27 protein-coding genes and 5 tRNA genes are annotated in these 20,005 nt (G+C 69.5%); 11 read left to right on the top strand and 21 right to left on the bottom strand.

Going from position 1 to position 20,005, the window contains the following annotated elements; all coding sequences use genetic code 11:
* The first annotated feature begins 38 nt into the window (after positions 1–38).
* Positions 39–1,703, top strand: coding sequence for an HsdM family class I SAM-dependent methyltransferase (locus tag QM809_RS01190; protein ID WP_415044020.1), 1,665 nt, complete (start codon positions 39–41; stop codon positions 1,701–1,703).
* Positions 1,704–1,710: 7 nt separating this feature from the next.
* Complete coding sequence (locus QM809_RS01185) at positions 1,711–2,712, top strand: hypothetical protein (RefSeq protein ID WP_415046980.1); 1,002 nt, start codon at positions 1,711–1,713, stop codon at positions 2,710–2,712.
* 1 nt (position 2,713) lies between these two features.
* Here QM809_RS01185 and QM809_RS01180 read toward each other — a convergent pair whose 3' ends face one another.
* Entirely contained in the window at positions 2,714–4,732 is a 2,019-nt protein-coding gene (locus tag QM809_RS01180) for an NAD(+) synthase (protein ID WP_415044019.1), read from the bottom strand.
* Positions 4,733–4,767: 35 nt separating this feature from the next.
* Between QM809_RS01180 and QM809_RS01175 the strand changes: the two genes are divergently transcribed.
* From QM809_RS01175 to QM809_RS01165, 3 genes are all read left to right on the top strand, one after another.
* Positions 4,768–5,304, top strand: a complete 537-nt coding sequence (locus QM809_RS01175) for a copper resistance CopC family protein (protein WP_415044018.1) — start codon at positions 4,768–4,770, stop codon at positions 5,302–5,304.
* A gap of 10 nt (positions 5,305–5,314) precedes the next feature.
* Entirely contained in the window at positions 5,315–6,241 is a 927-nt protein-coding gene (locus QM809_RS01170; protein ID WP_415044017.1) for a CopD family protein, read from the top strand.
* A 144-nt stretch (positions 6,242–6,385) separates the two neighbouring features.
* Positions 6,386–7,291 carry an alpha/beta fold hydrolase gene (locus tag QM809_RS01165; protein WP_415044016.1) on the top strand — a complete coding sequence of 302 codons (906 nt, stop codon included), beginning with the start codon at positions 6,386–6,388 and terminating at the stop codon, positions 7,289–7,291.
* Positions 7,292–7,617: 326 nt separating this feature from the next.
* On the opposite strand, the gene QM809_RS01160 is transcribed toward QM809_RS01165, so the two are convergent.
* From QM809_RS01160 to QM809_RS01070, 19 genes are all read right to left on the bottom strand, one after another.
* Complete coding sequence (locus QM809_RS01160) at positions 7,618–7,899, bottom strand: hypothetical protein (RefSeq protein ID WP_415044015.1); 282 nt, start codon at positions 7,897–7,899, stop codon at positions 7,618–7,620.
* A gap of 247 nt (positions 7,900–8,146) precedes the next feature.
* Positions 8,147–8,701, bottom strand: coding sequence for a recombinase family protein (locus QM809_RS01155; protein ID WP_415044014.1), 555 nt, complete (start codon positions 8,699–8,701; stop codon positions 8,147–8,149).
* 143 nt (positions 8,702–8,844) lie between these two features.
* On the bottom strand, positions 8,845–9,036 hold the full coding sequence (locus tag QM809_RS01150; RefSeq protein WP_415044013.1) for a hypothetical protein: 192 nt from the start codon (positions 9,034–9,036) through the stop codon (positions 8,845–8,847).
* A gap of 16 nt (positions 9,037–9,052) precedes the next feature.
* Positions 9,053–9,343: a hypothetical protein gene (locus QM809_RS01145; protein ID WP_415044012.1), complete on the bottom strand. Its 291-nt coding sequence runs from the start codon at positions 9,341–9,343 to the stop codon at positions 9,053–9,055.
* A gap of 109 nt (positions 9,344–9,452) precedes the next feature.
* Positions 9,453–9,626, bottom strand: coding sequence for a hypothetical protein (locus tag QM809_RS01140; RefSeq protein ID WP_415044011.1), 174 nt, complete (start codon positions 9,624–9,626; stop codon positions 9,453–9,455).
* Positions 9,623–10,531: a hypothetical protein gene (locus QM809_RS01135; RefSeq protein ID WP_415044010.1), complete on the bottom strand. Its 909-nt coding sequence runs from the start codon at positions 10,529–10,531 to the stop codon at positions 9,623–9,625. The genes QM809_RS01140 and QM809_RS01135 overlap by 4 nt, the downstream gene beginning before the upstream one ends.
* Positions 10,524–11,021: a hypothetical protein gene (locus tag QM809_RS01130; RefSeq protein ID WP_415044008.1), complete on the bottom strand. Its 498-nt coding sequence runs from the start codon at positions 11,019–11,021 to the stop codon at positions 10,524–10,526. Before QM809_RS01130 ends, QM809_RS01135 begins: the two co-directional genes overlap by 8 nt.
* Positions 11,018–11,293 (bottom strand): hypothetical protein, encoded by a 276-nt coding sequence (locus tag QM809_RS01125; protein WP_415044007.1) that lies wholly within the window; start codon positions 11,291–11,293, stop codon positions 11,018–11,020. Before QM809_RS01125 ends, QM809_RS01130 begins: the two co-directional genes overlap by 4 nt.
* Positions 11,294–11,296: 3 nt before the next feature.
* Positions 11,297–11,620, bottom strand: a complete 324-nt coding sequence (locus QM809_RS01120; protein ID WP_415044005.1) for a hypothetical protein — start codon at positions 11,618–11,620, stop codon at positions 11,297–11,299.
* Positions 11,617–12,099 (bottom strand): hypothetical protein, encoded by a 483-nt coding sequence (locus QM809_RS01115; protein WP_415044004.1) that lies wholly within the window; start codon positions 12,097–12,099, stop codon positions 11,617–11,619. Before QM809_RS01115 ends, QM809_RS01120 begins: the two co-directional genes overlap by 4 nt.
* Complete coding sequence (locus QM809_RS01110) at positions 12,096–12,536, bottom strand: hypothetical protein (RefSeq protein WP_415044003.1); 441 nt, start codon at positions 12,534–12,536, stop codon at positions 12,096–12,098. The genes QM809_RS01115 and QM809_RS01110 overlap by 4 nt, the downstream gene beginning before the upstream one ends.
* Positions 12,533–12,883: a hypothetical protein gene (locus QM809_RS01105; protein ID WP_415044002.1), complete on the bottom strand. Its 351-nt coding sequence runs from the start codon at positions 12,881–12,883 to the stop codon at positions 12,533–12,535. The genes QM809_RS01110 and QM809_RS01105 overlap by 4 nt, the downstream gene beginning before the upstream one ends.
* Positions 12,880–14,580: a hypothetical protein gene (locus tag QM809_RS01100; protein WP_415044001.1), complete on the bottom strand. Its 1,701-nt coding sequence runs from the start codon at positions 14,578–14,580 to the stop codon at positions 12,880–12,882. The genes QM809_RS01105 and QM809_RS01100 overlap by 4 nt, the downstream gene beginning before the upstream one ends.
* Positions 14,577–15,149: a hypothetical protein gene (locus QM809_RS01095; RefSeq protein WP_415044000.1), complete on the bottom strand. Its 573-nt coding sequence runs from the start codon at positions 15,147–15,149 to the stop codon at positions 14,577–14,579. The genes QM809_RS01100 and QM809_RS01095 overlap by 4 nt, the downstream gene beginning before the upstream one ends.
* Positions 15,150–15,217: 68 nt before the next feature.
* A complete protein-coding gene (locus QM809_RS01090; RefSeq protein WP_415043999.1) occupies positions 15,218–15,433 on the bottom strand; it encodes a helix-turn-helix domain-containing protein in 216 nt (71 codons plus the stop codon).
* Positions 15,434–15,561: 128 nt separating this feature from the next.
* On the bottom strand, positions 15,562–16,485 hold the full coding sequence (locus tag QM809_RS01085; protein ID WP_415043998.1) for a hypothetical protein: 924 nt from the start codon (positions 16,483–16,485) through the stop codon (positions 15,562–15,564).
* Positions 16,482–16,745 carry a hypothetical protein gene (locus tag QM809_RS01080; RefSeq protein ID WP_415043997.1) on the bottom strand — a complete coding sequence of 88 codons (264 nt, stop codon included), beginning with the start codon at positions 16,743–16,745 and terminating at the stop codon, positions 16,482–16,484. Before QM809_RS01080 ends, QM809_RS01085 begins: the two co-directional genes overlap by 4 nt.
* Positions 16,745–16,867 carry a hypothetical protein gene (locus QM809_RS01075; RefSeq protein ID WP_415043996.1) on the bottom strand — a complete coding sequence of 41 codons (123 nt, stop codon included), beginning with the start codon at positions 16,865–16,867 and terminating at the stop codon, positions 16,745–16,747. Before QM809_RS01075 ends, QM809_RS01080 begins: the two co-directional genes overlap by 1 nt.
* Positions 16,868–16,896: 29 nt before the next feature.
* Positions 16,897–17,115, bottom strand: coding sequence for a helix-turn-helix transcriptional regulator (locus QM809_RS01070; protein ID WP_415043995.1), 219 nt, complete (start codon positions 17,113–17,115; stop codon positions 16,897–16,899).
* A gap of 111 nt (positions 17,116–17,226) precedes the next feature.
* On the opposite strand from QM809_RS01070, the gene QM809_RS01065 reads away from it, so the two are divergent.
* Both QM809_RS01065 and QM809_RS01060 read left to right on the top strand, forming a co-directional pair.
* Positions 17,227–17,877 (top strand): helix-turn-helix domain-containing protein, encoded by a 651-nt coding sequence (locus tag QM809_RS01065; protein WP_415043994.1) that lies wholly within the window; start codon positions 17,227–17,229, stop codon positions 17,875–17,877.
* The gene (locus QM809_RS01060) at positions 17,867–19,030 is read left to right on the top strand and encodes a tyrosine-type recombinase/integrase (RefSeq protein WP_415043993.1); all 1,164 of its coding nucleotides are present in this window, start codon (positions 17,867–17,869) and stop codon (positions 19,028–19,030) included. Before QM809_RS01065 ends, QM809_RS01060 begins: the two co-directional genes overlap by 11 nt.
* 81 nt (positions 19,031–19,111) lie before the next feature.
* Here the strand turns inward: QM809_RS01060 and QM809_RS01055 are convergent.
* Positions 19,112–19,184: transfer RNA gene (locus tag QM809_RS01055), tRNA-Lys, on the bottom strand.
* A 206-nt stretch (positions 19,185–19,390) separates the two neighbouring features.
* Here QM809_RS01055 and QM809_RS01050 point away from each other — a divergent pair.
* The 4 genes from QM809_RS01050 to QM809_RS01035 all read left to right on the top strand — a co-directional run bounded on the left by QM809_RS01050 (position 19,391) and on the right by QM809_RS01035 (position 19,842).
* Positions 19,391–19,463, top strand: a tRNA-Glu gene (locus QM809_RS01050).
* Between the two features lie 39 nt (positions 19,464–19,502).
* Positions 19,503–19,579: transfer RNA gene (locus QM809_RS01045), tRNA-Asp, on the top strand.
* A gap of 50 nt (positions 19,580–19,629) precedes the next feature.
* Positions 19,630–19,703 (top strand) — tRNA-Phe (locus QM809_RS01040).
* A 62-nt stretch (positions 19,704–19,765) separates the two neighbouring features.
* Positions 19,766–19,842: transfer RNA gene (locus tag QM809_RS01035), tRNA-Asp, on the top strand.
* The last annotated feature ends 163 nt before the right edge of the window (positions 19,843–20,005 follow it).

Here is a 20,005-nt window from a genome sequence, read left to right as displayed (position 1 = left end):
TACCGGATCTGTCGGTGGTGCGTGTGATCATCGACGGCATGACCGCGATCGGAGAAGAGTCGGTGCCTGTCGACACCGCGACGCGCCGCAAGACGAGGGGTGCGTTCTTCACCCCCGCCGAGGTGGCGGATTTCATCGTCGACTGGGCCGTGCGGAATCCGGCCGACCTGGTTCTCGAGCCCTCGGCCGGGGAGGCCGCCTTCCTGGTTCCGGCGGCGCAGCGGCTCCGGTCGCTGGATCCGGGACGCGGACACCCCGAGGTGCACGGCGTGGAGATCCACGCGCCCAGCGCCGAGACCGCGATCGCGCGGGTGCGGGGTGCCGGGGCCGTCCCGGTGATCACCGTCGACGACTTCTTCGCCGTCGAACCGACCGCCGGATACGACGCCGTGGTCGGGAACCCGCCGTACATCCGATTCCAGGACTTCACCGGGGAGTCCCGGGCCCGTGCGAAGCGAGCGGCTCTGCACGCCGGTGTCGCGTTGTCCGGGCTGGCGTCGAGCTGGGCCGCGTTCACGGTGCACGCGACCCGGTTCCTGCGGCCGGGTGGACGGTTGGGGCTGGTGCTGCCGGGGGAGTTGATGTCGGTCAACTACGCCGGACCGGTCCGGCGGTACCTCTTCGATCGCTTCGCCTCTGTCGAGCTGGTGTTGTTCGACGAGCAGGTGTTCCCCGACGCGGAGACCGAGGTGGTGCTGGTGCTGGCCGACGGCTTCGGTCTGGGGCCGACGGACCATGCGGTGCTCCGGTCGGTGCGCAACACGGAGGCGCTCGCGCAGTCCGGGGGCGGCCGTCCGTGGGTGCCGGCGGATCCCGCTGGGAAGTGGACCGGTGGTCTGGTGGATCCGAAGGCGCTCGCCGCGTTGTCCTCGGTCGAGGCGGCCGGTGCCTTCGGACCGTTGACGGAGTGGGGCGAGACCACGCTGGGCATGGTCACCGGCAACAACCGGTATTTCACGATGTCCCCGGAACGTGCGGCCGCACAGGGACTCGTCGAGGAGGACCTGCTCGTGGTCTCCCCACCGGGGAGCGCTCATCTCCGCGGACTGGCGCTCACCGCCGAGGGGCTGGACGAGCTCGGTCGGGCGGGGAAGTCCACTCGACTCTTCGCCCCCGGCCCGGACCCCTCACCGGCCGCGGAACGATACATCGATACGGGTGAGGCGCTGGGTGTCGACTCGGCGTACAAATGTCGGGTGCGCAGTCCGTGGTACCGCGTACCGCTGCTTCCTCCGGCAGATCTGCTGCTCACCTGTATGAACGCCGACACACCACGCCTCACGACCAATGCGGCCGGGGCGAGGCACCTCAACTCCGTGCACGGGGTCTACCTGCACGACGGTGCTCGGGACCTGGGGCGGCGGGTCCTGCCGCTGGCGAGTCTGAACTCGCTGACCCTGCTGCACGCGGAGCTGGTCGGGCGCTCATACGGCGGGGGCGTCTTGAAGATGGAACCGCGGGAGGCGGATCTGTGGCTGCTGCCGTCGATGACGACGGCCGAGGCGTCTGCGGAACGTCTCGGCGCCGTCCGGAAGCGAGTGAGTGCCGCGCTGAAAGCGCGAGACCTCGGTCGTGCGGTCGACCTGGTGGACGAGGTCCTGTTCGACGACGCGATGATCGGTTCGGACGAGTTGAGCACGGTGCGGAGCGCACGCCGCGCGATGGCGGAGAGGCGGACGGAACGGGGACGAAGTCGTGGCTGAACTCAGCATGAAACAGCTCGCGTGGATCGGGTTCGATCGGATCGTCGCCGATGCGGCACCGGACGGTCGACACACCGATCCGTGGTCGAAGGTGGCCGGCAGGCTGGAGTATCAGCCCGATTACACGACGTTGTGCCGTCTCCTCGGTGTGCCGTTGGCGCTCAAGGTCAAGTCTCAGTCGGGTGTGCCGGCTCTGGCCATCGACGTGTGGATCAGCTACGAACTGCGCCGAGCCGGATTCGACCCCGATTCGACCTGGCCGCGTGCCGCTGAGCCGCGAGTCCTCCCCGCGGCCGTCTCGAACCTGCTCGCAGCACTGCCGAAGCAGGAGCGCGAGGCGCTCCGGGCTCGGCTGGCACGCAAGTCGATCGCGGGGGTGACCGCGTCGAGTGCCAACATCCTGGGCAAGAACTACACGAAACAGGTCGATGTGGTGATGTCGGATTGGGCCACCGGTCCCGAACTGCTCGTCTCGACCAAGCGCATGGACTCGTCGTACGGGAAGAACGCGGCGAACCGGGTCGAGGAATCGTACGGCGACGCGAAGAATCTCCGCCTCCGGCATCCGCTCGCGGCGCTGGGTTTCGTCTTCGGGCTCCGGTCGGACATCCTCACCAAGGAGCCGGACACCGCGGAATGGCTCATCGATCTACTCCAGAAACTGGGCCGTGAAGACGACGCCTACCATGCGACCTGTTTGTTGATGATCTCGTACGACGATGCACTGGCGACTGTGCCGGACGCCTCGGACAGCGGAGAGGGACCGATCGTCGAGGCCGGTCCTGCGAAGGAGACGGAAGCAGTCGACGTCGAGGCCTTCTCCGGTATCGAGCAGGAGATGCTGGGGCTCTTCACGGACTCGCCCCCGGTGATCCTGCGACATGACGTGGTCCCGGCGGCGCTCGATCCCGCCCGGTTCCTGCAGACGATGGTCGAACGGATCCTGGATACGACACCGGTCGACCGGCATAAAGAGGCGCGCAGGCGTCGTCGTGCGGCGCAGGGCTGACTCAATCCAGGGCGTCGAGCCAGGCGGTCGACGGCGCGTCCGAGGGCGCCCGCCAGTCGCCGCGCGGCGAGAGCGAGCCGCCCGAACCGATCTTCGGGCCGTTGGGCATCGCGGTGCGCTTGAACTGGCTCGACATGAACCGCTTGAGGAACACCTCGAGCCAGTGCCGGATGGTGGCGGCGTCGTACTCGTGGCGCTCGTCGTCGGACATCATCGCGGGCCACAGTCCGGTGCTCCTGTCACGCCAGGCCTGTTCGGCGAGGTAGGCGATCTTGCTCGGCCGGTAGCCGAACCGGGTGAGGTGGTAGAGGAAGAAGTCGTGCAGCTCGTACGGGCCGACGGCGTCCTCGGTGGACTGGACCGCGCCGTCCGCGCCGGCGGGCACCAGTTCGGGACTGATCACGTCGTCGAGGATCTCGCGGAGCGCGGCGGTGGTGTCGTCCCGGTACGAACCGGCCGAGATCATCCACCGGATCTGGTGCTGGATCAGCGACTTGGGCACCGAACCGTTGACATTGTAGTGCGACATCTGGTCGCCGACGCCGTACGTGCACCAGCCGAGCGCCAGCTCGGACAGGTCGCCGGTGCCCAGCACGATGCCGCCGCGCTGGTTGGCCAGCCGGAACAGGTGCGACGTGCGCTCGCCGGCCTGCACGTTCTCGAAGGTGACGTCGTAGACCGGCTCGCCGTCGGCGAACGGGTGGCCCAGGTCGGTGAGCATCTGCAGGCACGACGGCCGGATGTCGAGCTCGGTGCCGGTGACGCCGAGCGAATCCATCAGGACGTGGCTGCGCGCGAGCGTCGCGGTGCCGGTCGCGAACCCCGGCATGGTGTAGGCGAGGATGTCGGTCCGCGGCAGACCGAGCCGGTCGAAGGTCTCCACCGCCACCAGCAGCGCCAGGGTGGAGTCGAGGCCGCCCGAGACGCCGATGACGATGCGTTCGAGTCCGGTCGCGCGCAGTCGCTGCGCCAGCCCCTGGACCTGGATGTTCATCACCTCGCGGCAGCGTCGTTCGCGGTCGGCGTCGGACGCCGGGACGAACGGGAAGCGGGGGACCAGTCGTCGCAGATCCGAGTCCGGTTCGTCGAGGCCGCCGAGGGTGAACTCGATGCGGCGGAACCGGCGGGCCCGCTCGGCGTGGTCGCCGACCTGGTCGCGCAGGCTGATCATGCGGGCGCGTTCCTGGCGCAGCCGGTCGAGGTCGACGTCGGCGGTGATCGTCTGCGCCTCCATCGAGAAGGCCTCGCTGCGCTGCAGCAGCGTGCCGTTCTCGGCGATCAGCGCATCGCCGTCCCACGCCAGATCGGTGGTCGACTCGCCGAACCCGGACGCCACGTACACCTGGGCGGCGACACAGCGGGCCGACGTCCCCGTCACCAGCGCTTCGCGGTACCCCTCCTTGCCGATCGTCACCGGGCTGCCCGACAGGTTCAGCAGGACCGTCGCACCGGCCAGCGACGCCCAGGTGCTCGGCGGGATCGGCACCCAGCCGTCCTCGCAGACCTCGGCGTGCACGCGGAGACCGGGGAGGTCGGTCGCGGTGAAGATCAGGTCGGGCCCGAACGGCACCTCGCGGCCGCCGAGCACGATCGTGTCGACCACCGCGTCGCGGGCGGCGGCGAAGTACCGCTGCTCGTAGAACTCGCGGTAGTTCGGCAGATAGCTCTTCGGGGTCACGCCGAGGATCTGGCCGTTCTGGATCAGCACGGCGCAGTTGAACAGGGCGTCGTCGACGCGCAGGGGCGCGCCGACCGCCACCAGCGGCCGCAGTCCGGCGGTGTCCGCCGTCACCTCCTCGAGCGCCTCCCGCACGGCGTCGAGCAGGGCGTCCTGCTGCACCAGGTCGTCGACGCTGTAACCGCACAGGCCGAGCTCGGGGAACGCGACCACCGCCGAACCGGCGTCGTGGGCTCGGCGGATCAGCTCGACGGTGCGTTCGGCGTTGCGCCGGGGATCGGCGAGCGCGAGCAGGGGGACAGCGGCAGAGATCCGGGCGAAGCCGTGGGAGTAGACCGACACGGCTCTACGGTAGCCGCACCTGGCACGATGGGCGCATGACCCTTCGCCCGTCCGTACGACTGCTCGCCGCCGCCCTGACCGGGGCGCTCCTGCTGCTCGGCACCTTCTTCGGCGGTGTCGCCGCGGCGCACTCGGGAGCCACCGGCTCCAGCCCCGAAGACGGCGCGAAGGTCGACAGGTCGCCCGGCGTGGTCTCGGTGACCTTCAACGAGAACCTGCGGTCCGAGTTCGCCTACCTCACGGTGGTGGGCCCCGACGGCCGCCTCTACCAGCAGGGCGAGCCGACCGTCGAGGGAAGCAAGGTCTCGGTGCCGGTCAACGGGCTCGGACCGGCCGGGACCTACGAGATCAACTTCCGCGTCACCTCGGCCGACGGCCACCCGGTCACCGGGCAGCGGAGGTTCGAACTCACCGTCGCCGGCGACGGGCAGCCGGGGGAGCTCGCCGAGCCCGACGCGGCCTTCGCCGACGACTCGTCGACGCCGGTGTGGGCGGTGGTGCTGATCGGCGTCGCACTGGTGCTGGCCGTGACCGGTGCGGTGGTCGCGGTGATCCGTCGCCGCGGAGCCTGAGCGCGGGTCGGTGAGGTCCGGGACGGCCTCCGGCCCGGAGCGCACCCGGTGGCCGGTGGCGGCCGGGGCCGGCGGCGTGCTCGCCGGACTGGCGCTGTGCACCGTCCTCGTCGCGCTGCCGGGAACCGGCGGGCGCGGCACCGAGCTCTCGGCGTGGCCGTCCGGGGTGGCGCTCGCGGCGGCGTGCCTGCTGCTCGGCCTGGGATCGCTCGAACCGATGCGGGCCCGGCCCTCGCGGGCGGTGATCGCGGTGACGGCCGGGGTGTGGGCGTCGTCGTCGTTGATCGCGGCGTGGCTGCAGCTGGCCGAGCGGGCCGGGACGGGGCCGTTCCGGCTGTCCTCGGCGGCGCTGGGGCCCGGACTGGCCTCCGGGCTCGGCCCGCTGGTGTGCGTGGCGGGGGCCCTCGCGGTGCTCGCCTGGACGGTGCGGCCGTTCGCCCCCGAGATCGCGGTGGCCGCGGTCGCCGCGCTGGGCATCGTCGCGGTGAGCACCGCCGGACACGCCGCCGCGGGGGCCTGGGCTCCGCTGCTGGTCGGGGTGCACGCGCTCGCCGCGGCCTGGTGGGCCGGGACGCTCGCCGCGCTCGCGTTGAGCGTGCGGGGCCGACGCGGATGGGCGGAGAGCCTCCCGGCGTACTCGCGGTACGCGCTCCTGGCCGCCGCGCTCGTGGTGGCGACCGGACTGCCCGCCGCGATCGGGGAACTCGGCCTGAGCGATCGCTGGATCGTCACCGGATACGGGCGGGTGGTGCTCGCGAAGATCGCCGCCCTGGCGGTGCTGGCGGCGCTCGGCGCGGCGCATCGTCGTACGTGGGTGCCGGCCGCCGCCCGGCACGCCGTTCCGGAACAGACCTCGCTCCGGCGGGCCGTGGTGGAGACCGCGCTCCTCTCGACGGTGCTCGGCCTGGCCGCCGGACTCGCCGCCACCGCACCGTGAGGGGTGCGGCCCGCATCGAGTCCGGCGGGATGCCGCGGACCCGGCCGCAGCGTGCGGGTCGGCGCGGAGAACCTGAACAGAACCTCAGTGAACAGGGCCGATGTTCTCAGGCGGCCATGATCACGGAAGGGTAACGTCGAGGTCGTGGTGAAGAAGCAGTTCGAGTTCGGAGCGGTGAGACGGGCGGTGGGACACGTCGTCCGGCCCTACCCGGTGAGGGAGTTGCCCACCGGGCGGTATCTGGAACTGCCCGGCCGCGGCACCACCTTCGTCACCGACTCCGGTCCGCGGGAGGCGCCGGTCCTGTTCCTGCTGCACTCGGTGGCCACCACGGGCCTGCTGTGCTGGTACCCGGTGCTCCCGGAGATGAGCCGCGACTTCCGCGTCGTCACCATCGATCATCGCTGGCACGGCCGCGGGATCAGGTCCGCGGACTTCTCCCTCGAGGCCTGTGCCGACGACGCGGTCGCGGTGGCCGACGCCCTGGGCATCGATCGTTTCACGGCGGCCGGCTTCTCGATGGGCGGCGGGATCGCTCAGCTGGCCTGGCGCAGGCACGCGGGTCGGGTCGACGGTCTGGTCCTGTGCTCCACCGGCCCGTACTTCTCCAGCATCGACCCGGCGGAACTCGCGCGCGACGTCAAGATGGGGTCCATCGCGGCCCGACTCGACCGTTTTCTCCCGGTGCCCTCCGACGCACGCCTGAACGACTGGAACAGGCACCCCGCCACGTGGGGGATCAGCCAGTTCCTCTCGACCCCGATGAGCAAGATGGGTGCCTTCAGCGAGGCGATGGCGGACTTCGACTCGCGCGACTGGCTCGGTGAGATCGACGTGCCCACGTCGGTGGTGATCTCCGTCAAGGACAAGACCGTCCCGCCCGAGCGGCAGTCGATCCTGGAGGAGCGCATCACCGACTCGCGGGCGTTCCCGGTGGACGGCGGTCACGCGTGCTGCGTGATCGGTGCCGAGCGTTTCATCCCCGCGTTCGGCGACGCGGTGCGGTCGGTGCACGCCCGCGGCCGGGCGTCGGCCGCGCTGCTGTCCTGAACGCCTCCTCCCGACCCCTACGACTCGGCCCAGGCGGCGGCGCGGAATGCGCTGCGACCTGGGCCGGAGAGGTGCCCCCTGTCGGGCTCGAACCGACGACCTATGGATTAAAAGAAGGCGAATCAGTGTCGACCAGGGGGTTTGCCTATCCTCGTGTGTGTCGCGACCAGGCGAAACGACGACCACGGACGACAGTGAACATGGGTGGCCTGTACCGAGTTGAGGCACCGATGAGGCACTGAGGCGAGGCGGAACCAGTCAGGCGCTCGGAGTCGGTCGGCCTGGCCGGGGCCTTGCTGAGCTACTGCGGACGGATACCGTGGCGGCTACTCTGGCCGAGCGATTCCAACTTGCGCTTCGGCTTCGGCGTCGGATTCGGCGAAGTACTCGTCCTCGGTGATCGCGTTGAACCCAGCCGCGACGGCCTTCGCCCGCAACGCCGCCTCCACCGCCACCACATCCACATGGTCAGCGGTCTGAATACGCACGACCACGCACTCGTCACCGTCCCACCCGGTATACGGATCGGCGAGGATCCCCACGAGCTTCCAGTCCAGACCGTCGGCGACGACCTCAGCCACGCGCGGCGCAGTCGCGCGGGGGGTCATCACGTAGAAGTTAGCCGTCCTGGACACGCTGCCAGTATTCCACCGCGCCGTGAGTTGGTCGCCTGGCTGGCGGGGGAGGGCATGTCCACCCGCGCCATCGCCGACGTGACCGGAGTCAACGATCGGACTGTCCGGCGTGATCTCGATTCAGGTGCGGCAAATGCCGCACCTGCCACAGTCACCGGGCTGGATGGGAAGACGTACACGCCGCCGGTCTCGCCGCCGCCATGTCGGACGCAGTGTGTGGTCAGGCGGCGTTCTTGTAGTTGTAGACGCTCTGCCGGGAGATCCCGTATTCCTTGGCCAGGGCGGTGGCGGATTCTCCGGCGGTCAGGCGTGCGCGGAGTTGGTCGGCTTGGTCGGGGGTCAGGGAGGCTTTGCGGCCGGTGTACTTGCCGGCGGCCTTGGCGATCGCGACGCCTTCACGCTGACGTTCCAGGATCAGGGAGCGTTCGAACTCGGCGACGGCGCCGAGCATGGAGAGCAGGAGGGTGTTCATCGGGGAGTCGTCGCCGGTGAAGGTCAGGCCTTCTTTGACGAATTGGACGGTGACGCCGCCGCCGGTGTGTTCCCGGACGATCCGGCGGAGGTCTTCGAGGTTGCGGGCCAGGCGGTCCATGGAGTGGACGATGAGGGTGTCGCCGTCGCGGAGGTAGTCGAGGGCTTGGGTGAGTGCGGGCCGGTCGGTGCTCTTGCCGCTGACCTTGTCGGTGAACGTCTTGTCGACGTCGATGCCGTCGAGTTGGCGGCCGGTGTTCTGGTCGGTGGTGCTGACTCGGATGTAGCCGATGGTCTCGCTCATGGTGTCTCTCCCCGCTCGATGTCTAAATAGACTCTAAGGGTTGACTAGACGAGTGTCAAACAATGGTGTTCGTCGGTCTAGTTATACGGGTTGACCGGGGAGGGCCGGTTGTCGAGTTGGGGTATACCCCAGATATACGGGTGTCACTTCGGGGTGAGCAGGCGCAGCATGTCCGCGGCGCCGTCGAGGTAGGCGCGCGTATGGTCTCCGTGCGCGACCTCGCGCATGCCGTCGAGCAGCGCGAGCAGTGGTGCGGCGGTCTCGGCCGGCAACCGGAGTCCGTCGGGGAGTTCGGTGGTGATCTCGGACAGGCGTCGGGTGCTCGTGTCGTTCATGCCGTCCATCATCCGCTCAGGGCGTGACGTCGGCCAGGCGGTTGTCGACGATCTTCCGCAGGCGTGCCAGGTCGGTGCGGGGCGGCACCATGCCGGGAATGATCAGGCACTCCCAGGCCTCACGCACATCGCCGGCCGGTAGTAGGACGTCGTTCTGTTCAGCGACGACGAGGGCACGCTCAAGCACCATGCCCATCTCGCCCGCGTCGTAGTCCTGTCGCAGGCACTCTGCATCGCAATGGTCACGAACCACCGACAACAGCCGGTCGGCTACCGCCGTCGCACGGCGCTGATCATCAGGAGTCATAGGGGCGACCATAACGCTCCTCGTGCGCGTGCGGCCCGAGACACGACGACGGCCGGGCTCCCCTGGTGAAGGGCGGCCCGGCCGTCGCGGTCGTGGTCGTGGAGGGTGGTCAGGCGACGAACCGCCACAGAGTGAACTCGCCGGGCCGTCGGTACCGATAGAACTCGTGGCCGGCCGTGGTCAGGAAGTCCGCGAGCCGGTCCGCGGCCTGGCTGGTGAGGGGATCGACCTCGGCCGCTACCTGGTCCTGGTCGATGATGACGATCCGGTGTTCCTCGTTCACTGGTGGTTCCTTCCGTAGTGGCGGGCCTGGTCGGCTTCGACCTTGGCGATCGCGCGCGCCAGATCGTAGGCGGCGACCTCGGACGGGTCGGTCGGCCACCGGTCCCCGTGGTAGGCGATCGCGGCGCGGGCCTCTCCGGCCATACCGGCCGCCGCGGGTCCGGCCCAGTCGTTGAGGTGCGCGTTGAACCAGTCGTCATCACCGCGTACCTGTTCCCATCCGGGGTGCGGCGATGACGGGGCGTCGGCCTGGTCGGGGCGCCAGGCGTAGACGTTGCCCTGGTAGGCGATGATCCATCGGCCGCCGTCGCCGTAGCAGTGTGTGCCGACCCATGCGTGGATGTCGACCGTCCGGCCCATGTCGTCGGTGACGTAGGGGCTGGTCGGCCAGTTCTTCGGCGGCAGACCGGGCCGGGTCGGGGTGCAGCACGCGACGGGATCGACGGAGGGAAGTTGATCTTCGGGGATTCGTCGAGTGACCCGGTCGAGGGCCGCGGCGGCCGCGTCCACGCGCGGGGCGAGCATGCGATGCCCGGCCAGGATTCCGGCCATCGAGAGTTCCCGGCGGATCTCGGTGTCTGGCACCTGACGCCAGGTTCCGGCGTGCTGGTCGGGTCGGACGAACCCGGTGCCGTAGCGGCTCATGTCGCGGGCGTCTCCGTAGCGGCGGGTCTGTTCACGGTCGGGCATGATCGTGGACCGGCCGTCGCCGTCGGTGTAGGCGGCGGCGTGTGCGGCGCGTGCGATCGTCTCGGGGTCGAACCGTGCCGGGCCCTGCTCGACGACGTCGCCGCCGGTGTCGCGGCCCGGGGTCTCGCCGACTGCCGGGTCCGCGTCGTCACTGTGGGCCGACCACCGGGCGCGGCGTCGTGCCCGGCGTTCCTTCCTCGTCAACTGCTCACTCATCATCGTCTCCTTCATCATCGTGGTGGTCGGGTGCCGGTAGCGGCCGCGGGTGCGGGCCTTCGAGGAGGTCGAGGATCTGGGCCTGTAGTTCCCGGATGTCGGTGCTCGTCGTCTCCGGCGGGGTCAGGTGGACCTCGGCCGGGGCGTCCAGGCCGAGGAGTCGAGCGCGCCGCTCGGAGACCCGGACCGCCGCGGTGATCGCCGCCGGCGACCGATCCGCGGACAGGGTGGCGAGCGCTTGGCGCCACAGGGTGTCCAGGCGGGCCGATTCCACCGCGCGTAGCTCTTCGACGGCGGTGGCTTCGCGGCGGGCCAGCAGGCGCCGGACCGCGGACCGGGCGGCCTCCCCCGTCGGGTAACCCAGTCGGGCGGCGATCTCGTCGAATCCGGCGCCCCCGACCCGCAGTTTGACCGCTTCGGTGTCGCGGGTCCGGGTCGCGATCCGGTCGGGTGCGGTGGCGCCGCCGGAGATCCCGGGCCGGGTGGTCACTGCTGGTCTCCCGGTCGGTTTCTGCCGGTCGCTTCCCGTTCCTCGTCGGCGAGTTCGGCGGCGGAGAAGGAGACCAGGTTGGAGCGCAGGATCAGGAGCGCGCGGGTCTCGCTGACGCCTTCGTGTCCGAGCCGGTCGAGGGCCCGACGGACTTCGAGGCGGGCCTGATCGACGGTGATGCCGAGGTGGTTGGCGACTGACTCGTAGGGTGCGTCGGCGATCCGTAGGACGAGTGCGAGGGCGACGGCCTCGGTCTTGGGTTCGGTGGTCATCGGTTAGTCCTCCAGGAGGGTGCGGCGGCCGTAGATGGCCGCGAGGTGGATACAGCGGTCGAGGGTTCGTTCGGTCTGTGAGCGTTGCGCGTAGCTGGATTGTTCGGTGAGCAGGTGTGCGGCCTGGCGGGCTGCGGCGGTGAGGTCTTCCACCGCGCGGGGCATGGCGGTGTTGGTGGCGCAGTTCGCGGCGCGTCGCAGGTCGGCGGCGAGCGCGGCGCGTTCCCGGTCGTTGGCGGGCCGGCGGGCGGGGTCGGCGAGGGCGTGCTGTGCGGCGCGGGCGGCGGCGATCAGGGCGGCGACGTCAGCGCCGAGCGGCCCCATCACCGGATGTCCTGACCGGTGGCGGCCTCGATGTCGTGTGCTCCGGCGGTTTGCTCACGCGACGAGTCGCCTAAGTGTTCAGATATTTCCGATTCCTCTACTGCCTGAACACTTAGACAGACGGGGCATCGTGCGGCCGCCGCGGGTGGTTCGGGGAGCGGCACCAGACGGCTCACGCATCTGCCGTCGACGTCGACCAGGCCGGCCCTCACGAGGGATCGGGCCGCACGCATGATCGCGGAATACTCCGGCGACGAGGTGCCGTCCACGTAGTCGCCGGGATCGACGAACCGCTTTCCGGAGGCGGTCATGCGGCAGTGATTCGCCGACCAGACCCGCCGCTGAACCCAGACCTCGGGCGACGGCTCGTAGGTCCCGAACCTCTGGTTGACCTCACCCGGCGTGAGGTATTCGACCTGTTCGGTCGCGTGGTAGACGGCGTGCAACAGCAGTCGCTGCCAGCGGCCCGGGCCCCGGCTCACCGGTTGAACCTTCCGACGATGACGTTCCCGGGGAGCAGGTCGACGCGGAGCGTGCCGGCGTGGTCGTCGGCGTAGATCACGGCCTGGCCGGGTGAGGGCATGCCCTCATCGAACGGGGCGAGGGCGAAGCGGGTCAGTTCCCGTTCCCCTGGCACGGGGTCGGCGGCGGGGAACGTGTAGGCGAACGTGCGGCCGTGCTGGTATTCGACGGTGCCGGAGATCGGGCGGCCGTCGCTGTACCGGTCGAAGCGGGAGAGGACGACGTCGAGGCTGCCGGCGGCGCGGGAGAGCCAGTCGAGGCGGTCGCAGGTGTCGCAGTCGTCTCCGCATTCGTGGTCGAGGTCGACGGGAAGGTTCTCGGCGGCGATCGCGGCGGTGATGATCTCGTGGGCCTCGTGGATGAGGTAGTCGACCGTGCGGCTGGGTGAGCGGGTCATGGCTGGTTCTCCTGGCTGGTGGTGTCGATGGTGGACGGGTAGGCGTCGACCCCGAATGATTCGAGGAGACGGTGTAGGGCGACGATGTCGCTGATCGTCCCGGTGACGGTGATCTGGTGGTCGGGGATGTGGAGTCGGTTCGAGGGTGGCCGGATGTCGTCGTGGGCCGGGGTCGGGTTCCCGGTGTCTCCGTCGGCGCCGAGCTGGTCGAGGTCGATGACGAAGAACGTGGTGGTGCCGTCGATGTCGATGGTTTCGGCGGCGGCCAGTCCGGGTGCCCCGGCGTCGGTGAGGTCGACCAGGTCGGCGCGGTTGGGGCAGATCCACCGCGGGCCGTCCTCGCTCATCGGATGGTCTCCGGTTCGCCGAGTCGGTACGTTTTGCCGTCGTCGTCGAGGTGGAGGCGGCCGGTGGCGGTCAGGTAGTCCAGGGCCGGGTCGACTCGGCCGCGGTCCGGGCTGGTGCTGGAGTACCCGTGTTGGATGTCTCGGCGGCGCGCGGGTCCGTGGCGGGTGATCTTCCGGATGATCGCGGCGCCGACCCGGGTGGTGTCGTCGTCGATGACGGGGAGCGCGCGGCCGTCGAGGTCGAGTTGAACGGGCTCGACTGGGCGGGGGACGCCTCGCATTGCGAAGTCCACCCGTCCACCCGTTCCACCCGTCTCTGACCTGCGGTTATGGGTGTCCACCCGTCGGTCCACCCGTCCACCCGTGAGGCTGTGGGAAGGTCCACCCGTGGACCCCTCAGGTCCACCCGTCAAACTGTCTCTGACCTGCGGAGATTCCAACGGGTGGACGGGTGGACGGGTGGACCCTGCAAGGCGATAGCGCTTACCTCCCTGCTTCGCCTCGAACTCGGCGACGATGCCGGCGTCAACAAGTTCAGCGACCGCAGCAGCGACGTCGTCCCGACGGTCACCGCGAGCCCGACGACGGAGAGCGGCCATGCCCATTCCTTTCTCGTCCTCGCCCTCCTTCGGGGTGAGCCAGCGGACGACGGACGCTTTCGCGTTGTCGAGCTTGCGGGCCGCGACCTCCTCGTCGTGCTCGACTGTCGCGCGGGCTTTCGCCTTGGCCGTACGGCGGGCGGCGTCGGCAAGGTCCCGTTCGATCCGCGCGCGGGTCCGGTCGGAGACGTGGATCAGCCACCCGGCCAGTTCCCAATCGTCGATAGAGACCTCCCCGAGGCGGCTGTCGAGGAGCATGAACGCGGCGGCGAGCTTCGCCCTCGTGAGCATCTTGTGTCCGTCGAGCGGGTCGACGTCCTCGCCGCGGAGCACCGCGAGCCGGTGCGCCTGCATCGCCGCGACCGCGTCGCCGGGTAGGTCCAGGACCAGGCGGCCGCCGTTCGGTGCCAGGGGTCGGCGGACAGTGGCCGGGGCCGGGCATGCGGGAGCGACGTCCGGGGCGTCGGGGTCGCCGACGGGGAGCCACAGCATGCGCTGTGCGGTGCCGGCGGTGTCGCCGAGGAGACCGGCGGCCCGCTCGGGTTGCACGCCGATCGTCATGCACGCGCGGTAGGAGTGCGCCGGGATGTTCAGGCGGGTGTGTGCTTGGGAGTTCGCGGCGCCGAGTGTCTCCCCGGACCACATCGAGCGGAGGGTCGGCAGGAGCGTCGACCCTTTCCGGCCAGCGACTGCGGCGACGGTGTCGACTTCGGCGGCGGTGAAGATCGCCCGCGTGACCGGCTCGGTCACCGGCTCGCCATCCTTCCCGGCAGGTGGCGGCGCGAATGTGCGCGCGATGCCCTCACCGGAACCGATCGGCAACTCCGGGACCTGTGGCAGGTTCGTGGCGCGCCGGGCCGCGGCTTCGGTGGCGCCCTTGCCCGCGCCGGACGGGCCGACGAACCCCAACAGCAGATTCAGGGAGGCGTGATCGCCGACCACCGCGGGCAGCACCACGGTCGGTTCGGTGGCCGCGACAGCGCGGACGAGGAGCGCGCCGAGCAGCGGGAGCGGCCCGACGCGGCGAGCGCGCGCGAAGTCGCGTGTGTGACGCAGGATCGGCCGGGACTCCCAGACGTCGAAGTCTTCGCCGGTCATGCGGCACCTCCGGCGCGGAGTCGGAGACGGACCTCGGCGAGGTCATCGAGGTGTGCCTCACCCCGGGTCCGGATCGCGGTCCGGTCGTCTTCGTGTCCGAACACCGATTCGCGTAGGGCCGCGGCGTAGGCGATGATCGCGGCCGCTTCGACGTCGGCGGCCAGATCAGCGGCGAGCCACCGGAACGAGGCGCCGGGCACTGCGGGGGACGCCGCGGCCTCTATCCGGCCCCTGAGCAGGCGGCCCTGGTGGTCGTCGGTGAACAGGCCGGTCCGGCGCAGCTCGCCGACGACGAGGGTCTCGATCGGGTCCAGGCCGCGTTCGGCGACGGCCAGGACCGCGCTCAGGGCGGTAGCCGACGGCGGATCGAGGGGCCGGATCATCTCGGGTGTGAGGATCGTCAGGACCTCGACGACGGTCCCGGCGAGGGAATGCATGGCGGCCGACAGCAGCGGTAGGGCGTGTCCCCGGCCTGCGATACCCTGCGGGTCGAGAGTCGTCGGAAGCTCTTCTTCGGGGCCGGTCCTGGTGTGCTGCTGGGGCCGGCCTTCTGTTGTGTTGGTGGTCATCGACCTGTCTTTCCGATGGTGTGCCCGGCCCAACCGCCAGCGGCGCTGCATGTGTTGTTGAGGTGTGCTCAGAGTCCGAGTTGCGCGCGGACCGCGGTGCTCGGGATCCGGATCGACCGGCCGACCCGGAACGACGGGATCACTCCGTCCCGGACCGCGCGGTAGGCGCTGGTGCGGTGTAGTCCGGTGAGGGCCTGGTAGTCCGGGACGGTGATCGAGCCCTGTTCGGTCAGGCGCCGGTAGGCGGCCTCGTAATCGCTGTTGGTGGTTCGGGTCGTAGTCATGGTTCGGGTCTCCTCCGTGTCGGGTGTGCACACACTGGCAGAGAGGGGTGACCGGAGGCGGCCGCTGCGGAACGGCGGGGTACGCCGTTGCCGGGGCCGGATACGGGATCCGACCCCGGCAGAGGGCTCTACGCGCTGGTCTCGGACTCGGCGAGATCGGCGGCCGCGCACAGGACGGCGGCGAGTTGCCGGGCCTCGGCCGGGGACGCCAGGGCCGTGCACGCCTCATCTCCGTCCCGCGTCGGCTGGGCGACCACGATGCCGACTCGCAGACCCCACGCCGTCGACAACTGCGCGGACACCTCGACCGTGGTCCTGGTCAAGCCTCGGCCCCGATTGATCGACCGATCGCGCTTGAACGCGACTCCGGCCGGCGCCGACGAGTAGTAGGCGAGACCGTGACCGATGTGGTCGTAGTCCGGGTCGGACCAGGACGGGCGGGCCAGGTCGGTCACGCTCGACGTGTCGCCGTAGTGGCAGATCGTCGGCCGATCACCGTTGCCGACCAGCGTCAGCCAGGCCTGGCGGACCGGCGCGAGCGGTGCGCCCGGGCACGCCTTCTCGTGGTCGTCGACGATCTTCTCGACTCGGGTGAGGTTCAGTGCCCACCCGTTCGGCGCCTTCGGTGCCGGGTCGAGTTCGACCGTGATGATCTCCGAGCAGTCCGGGCAGATCACCTCGTGCAGCGGCGTCACGGCCACGGCTGCGGGCTCGCTACCGCAGGCGCGGTGATCGTCGGCCCACTGGTCGGCGAACTCGTCGACCTCTCCCGGGTCGTCGCAGGAGATCCCGGCCTCGCCGCCGCACCCGACGCAGGTGAACATCTCGTGGCGGACCGGCGCGGTGTCGTCCTCGGAGACCGACTCCGCGGCGGCACCCCGGTAGTGGCCGGCCTTCTCGTAGTGCGCGTCCAGCGCGGCCAGGTAGCCGGTCTTGTCGACGTCGCTGCTGGGGAAGATCGGCGCGTCGCACACCGGGCACAGGGACGGCACAGACGGGTCACCGATCGGGAAACCGGAGCCGTCGAGGCGCTGATCGTCGCTGCCGCTCATCGGGCACCTCCGACCACGTCGGCCAGTTCGAGGAGTTCGGTCAGGTCCGCGGGCCGGCGGACCGCGGCCAGTACCGCGTCCAGGCGCGCCGGGCAGTGCCGGGCCGCGACGGTGATGAGCTGCTCGAGTGCCCCGGACCGGGCGAGGGCGGTGAGCAGGTGCGGCGGCTCGACCGAACCCGCAGGCTCGTGGGTTCGGTCGGCCTGGTTCGGGCAGGGTGTCGCCGCCGCGGACGGGCGACGGATACGATCGTGGTTCATCACTGATTCTCCTGGTGAGTGTTGGTGGTGGTCACCTCGACGACGCGGCTGTTCTTGGTCGGATGGACCGTGTCGTCGAGGTTTTTCTGTGCGGTGGGGATGGTCGAGGCGGACCCGCTCACGCGCCCCCTCAGGGCTGAGGGGGTCGTCGTCACGCGCATGCTCCGTCTGCCTCGTCGGTGTCGACGACGAGCTTCTCGACGTACTCGGCGATGAACGCGTCGGTGGTGAACCGGCGGCGCCCGACCTTCACGCTCTTCAAGCGCCCGGCATTCATCTCCTTGTAGATCGTCGACCGGGACACTCCGATCTCGGAGCACGCCGACGGCTTCCCGTCCGGCGCTTCGATGGGGATGAGTTTCGAGGACATCGGATCTCCTATTCGTAAAAACAACTCGCGTACATGGCTGGTGCGCGTTGTCTCTACGAGTATTACTCTGTGCGTGGAGATCGCGCAAGCGGTCCCGTAGCGTGCGTGAATATGGCGTGGACGAAGCCTCCTGAAGGCTGGAATCAGCAGACGACCGAGCGCATCGCGAGTTCAGTGCAAGCGAGGAGGAAGGCGAAGAAGATGACCGCGGCTCAACTGGCGGACCGGACGGCCGAGCTTGGGCATCCGCTGTCGCGCTCAGTCATTTCGGACATCGAGACAGGTCGGAAGCGGAGCCTTGAGGTCGGGGAGTTGATCGTGCTTGCGGCTGCGTTGGGGGTTCCGCCGATCGTGCTCATCTACCCAGACATCCCAGACGGCGAGGTCGAAGCGCTCCCCGGTTGGCAAGTCCCCAGCGGTGCAGCACTCGACTGGTTCAGCGGAGACGGGGCCCTTAGCCGAACTCGGACGGCGGACGACATTACCCACTTCGAGACACTGCCAGTAGATCGCGACCAGCAGGAACTAGTCAGGGCGGTGCGGGCCTACCGGCGCACCAAGCGAGCCCTGATGCGGATGATCGCCGACGAGATGATCGCCGACGATTCTCGTACTCCGGCCGAGATTGAAGCGGGCCGGCGGATCCAGAGGCAACTCAGCGAGGAAGTGGAGCGATTGAGGGAGAGGATCGGAGAACTCGGCGGCGTCATTGACGAGGATCCCCTGGGGATTCAGGAGGAGTCGGGGCGCGATGGCGCGTAAGCAGCTCCCGACCGGCATCGCGAAGATCACGGTCACGAACCGGCGCACAGGCAAACCAGAACCACGCTGGCGAGTCCAGCTCAACGTCGGCACCGGCGACGACCGGCACCAGGTCCGCCGATCGTTCCGGAGCGAGGCCGAAGCGCGAGCCTTCCACGCCGAAACCCTCGGCGCCGTCCAGGCCGGCAGCTACGTCCGGGTCAGCACTCGCACCGTCGAGCAGGCATGCGCGGACTGGCTCGCCTCGAAACACAGCCTGAAGTCGTCGACCCTGCGCGGCTACATCGCAGCCCTGCAACCCGTGCGGGACGAGCTCGGCGACACCGCTATCCAGAAACTCACCAAGCGGCACCTCGACGACCTCGTGGCACGACTGCGCGCCGGCGACGTCGAACGCACCACCGACGACGGACGAACCGTGACGCGCAAGGCGTACGCGCCGGCCACGATCAACCAGACGATCGGCCGACTCTCCCAAGTCCTCGACTCCGAACAGGCGCAGGGGAACGTCGTGCGGAACGTCGCCGCGCTGGTCGACAGGATCCCCTCGGACAAACAGACGTTCCGCACCCTGACTCATTCTGAAATGCGGAGAGTCCTCGAACACCGCTGCCGCGACCGGCACCTGTGGACACTCGCGCTCTACGGGCTCCGCCGCGGCGAGATCGCCGGGCTCCGCTGGTCCGACGTCGACATGAAGGCCGGGACCGTAACCATCACGGAGACCAGGGTCGACGGAGTCGGCGGAATCGTCGTCGACACCCCGAAGTCCCGAACCTCGGCGCGGACGCTCCCCATGCCCGAGGACGTCGTCAAGGTGCTGAAGGCGGCGCGGAAACAGCAGCGACGCGAGCGGCTGGTACTGGGGGAGGCGTACGCGGGCGGCGAATACGTCGCGTGCGACGAGGCAGGGCGGCCGCTGAACACCTGGCAGGTGTCGGCCGGATGGGACCGCATGCTCGGCGACCTCGGCATCGAGCGTGTCCGACTGCACGATGCACGTCACACCTGCGGGACACTCATGCACCTGCGCGGGGTGCCGATAGCGGTGATCGCGCAGTGGTTGGGGCACAGCTCGGCGGCTTTCACGATGTCGACGTACGCGCACAGTCAGGACGAAGCACTGAAGGCGGCGGGGCGGAGTTTCGCCTGAGTTGAGGCAACGTGAGGCACCGAGCCCTACGACTCGGCCCAGGCGGCGGCGCGGAATGCGCTGCGACCTGGGCCGGAGAGGTGCCCCCTGTCGGGCTCGAACCGACGACCTATGGATTAAAAGTCCACAGCTCTACCAACTGAGCTAAAGGGGCATCGAAGAGTCTAACCGGTGCGTCTGCGGACCGGTGGACCGGGGCCGCAGGAGGTCGACGGCGGCCGCGGTTCGCGGCCTCGGCGGACCGGGCGGTCGGCGTCGTCTCCGGGGCGGGAGAAAGCCCTGTTTCAGTGCTCGGACCAGCCGATTTGTGATTCACCATGGATGTGCCATACGCTGATGAAGCTCCCAGCGAGGACGCGGGCCCCCTTCGTCTAGCGGCCTAGGACGCCGCCCTTTCAAGGCGGTAGCGCGGGTTCGAATCCCGTAGGGGGTACGCTTCGCGGCTCGCGTCGTGAAGACAATTGAATAGCAAGGCCCTGTGGCGCAGTTGGTTAGCGCGCCGCCCTGTCACGGCGGAGGTCGCGGGTTCGAGTCCCGTCAGGGTCGCCAGAGATGGCGTCGGTCAGGCTGTGCGCCCATGTGCACGGTCGCCGATATCTGGCCAGGTAGCTCAGTTGGTACGAGCGTCCGCCTGAAAAGCGGAAGGTCGCCGGTTCGATCCCGGCCCTGGCCACGTGGTCCTCGGTGAAACGAGGACTTCAACACCCCGTGTGAACGGGAACAATCGAATAGCAAGGCCCTGTGGCGCAGTTGGTTAGCGCGCCGCCCTGTCACGGCGGAGGTCGCGGGTTCGAGTCCCGTCAGGGTCGCCATGGTGCGACACCGAAGGTCCCCTGGAAGAATGGAACTGCTTGAGGCAGTGCGATTCTTCCAGGGGATTCTTCGTTTCTCAGCTTCTCGACGGTGTGGCGCGTCGCCACCGTGTTGATATCTTGGGACACTACGCATCAGACTGGAAATCGCTGAAGTCGGGGG

This window comes from Gordonia sp. (in: high G+C Gram-positive bacteria), assembly GCF_047600385.1.
Lineage (GTDB): Bacteria > Actinomycetota > Actinomycetes > Mycobacteriales > Mycobacteriaceae > Gordonia.
The sequence above is the reverse complement of the archived record's forward strand: the minus strand, read 5'-3'. Positions and strand labels throughout refer to the sequence as shown.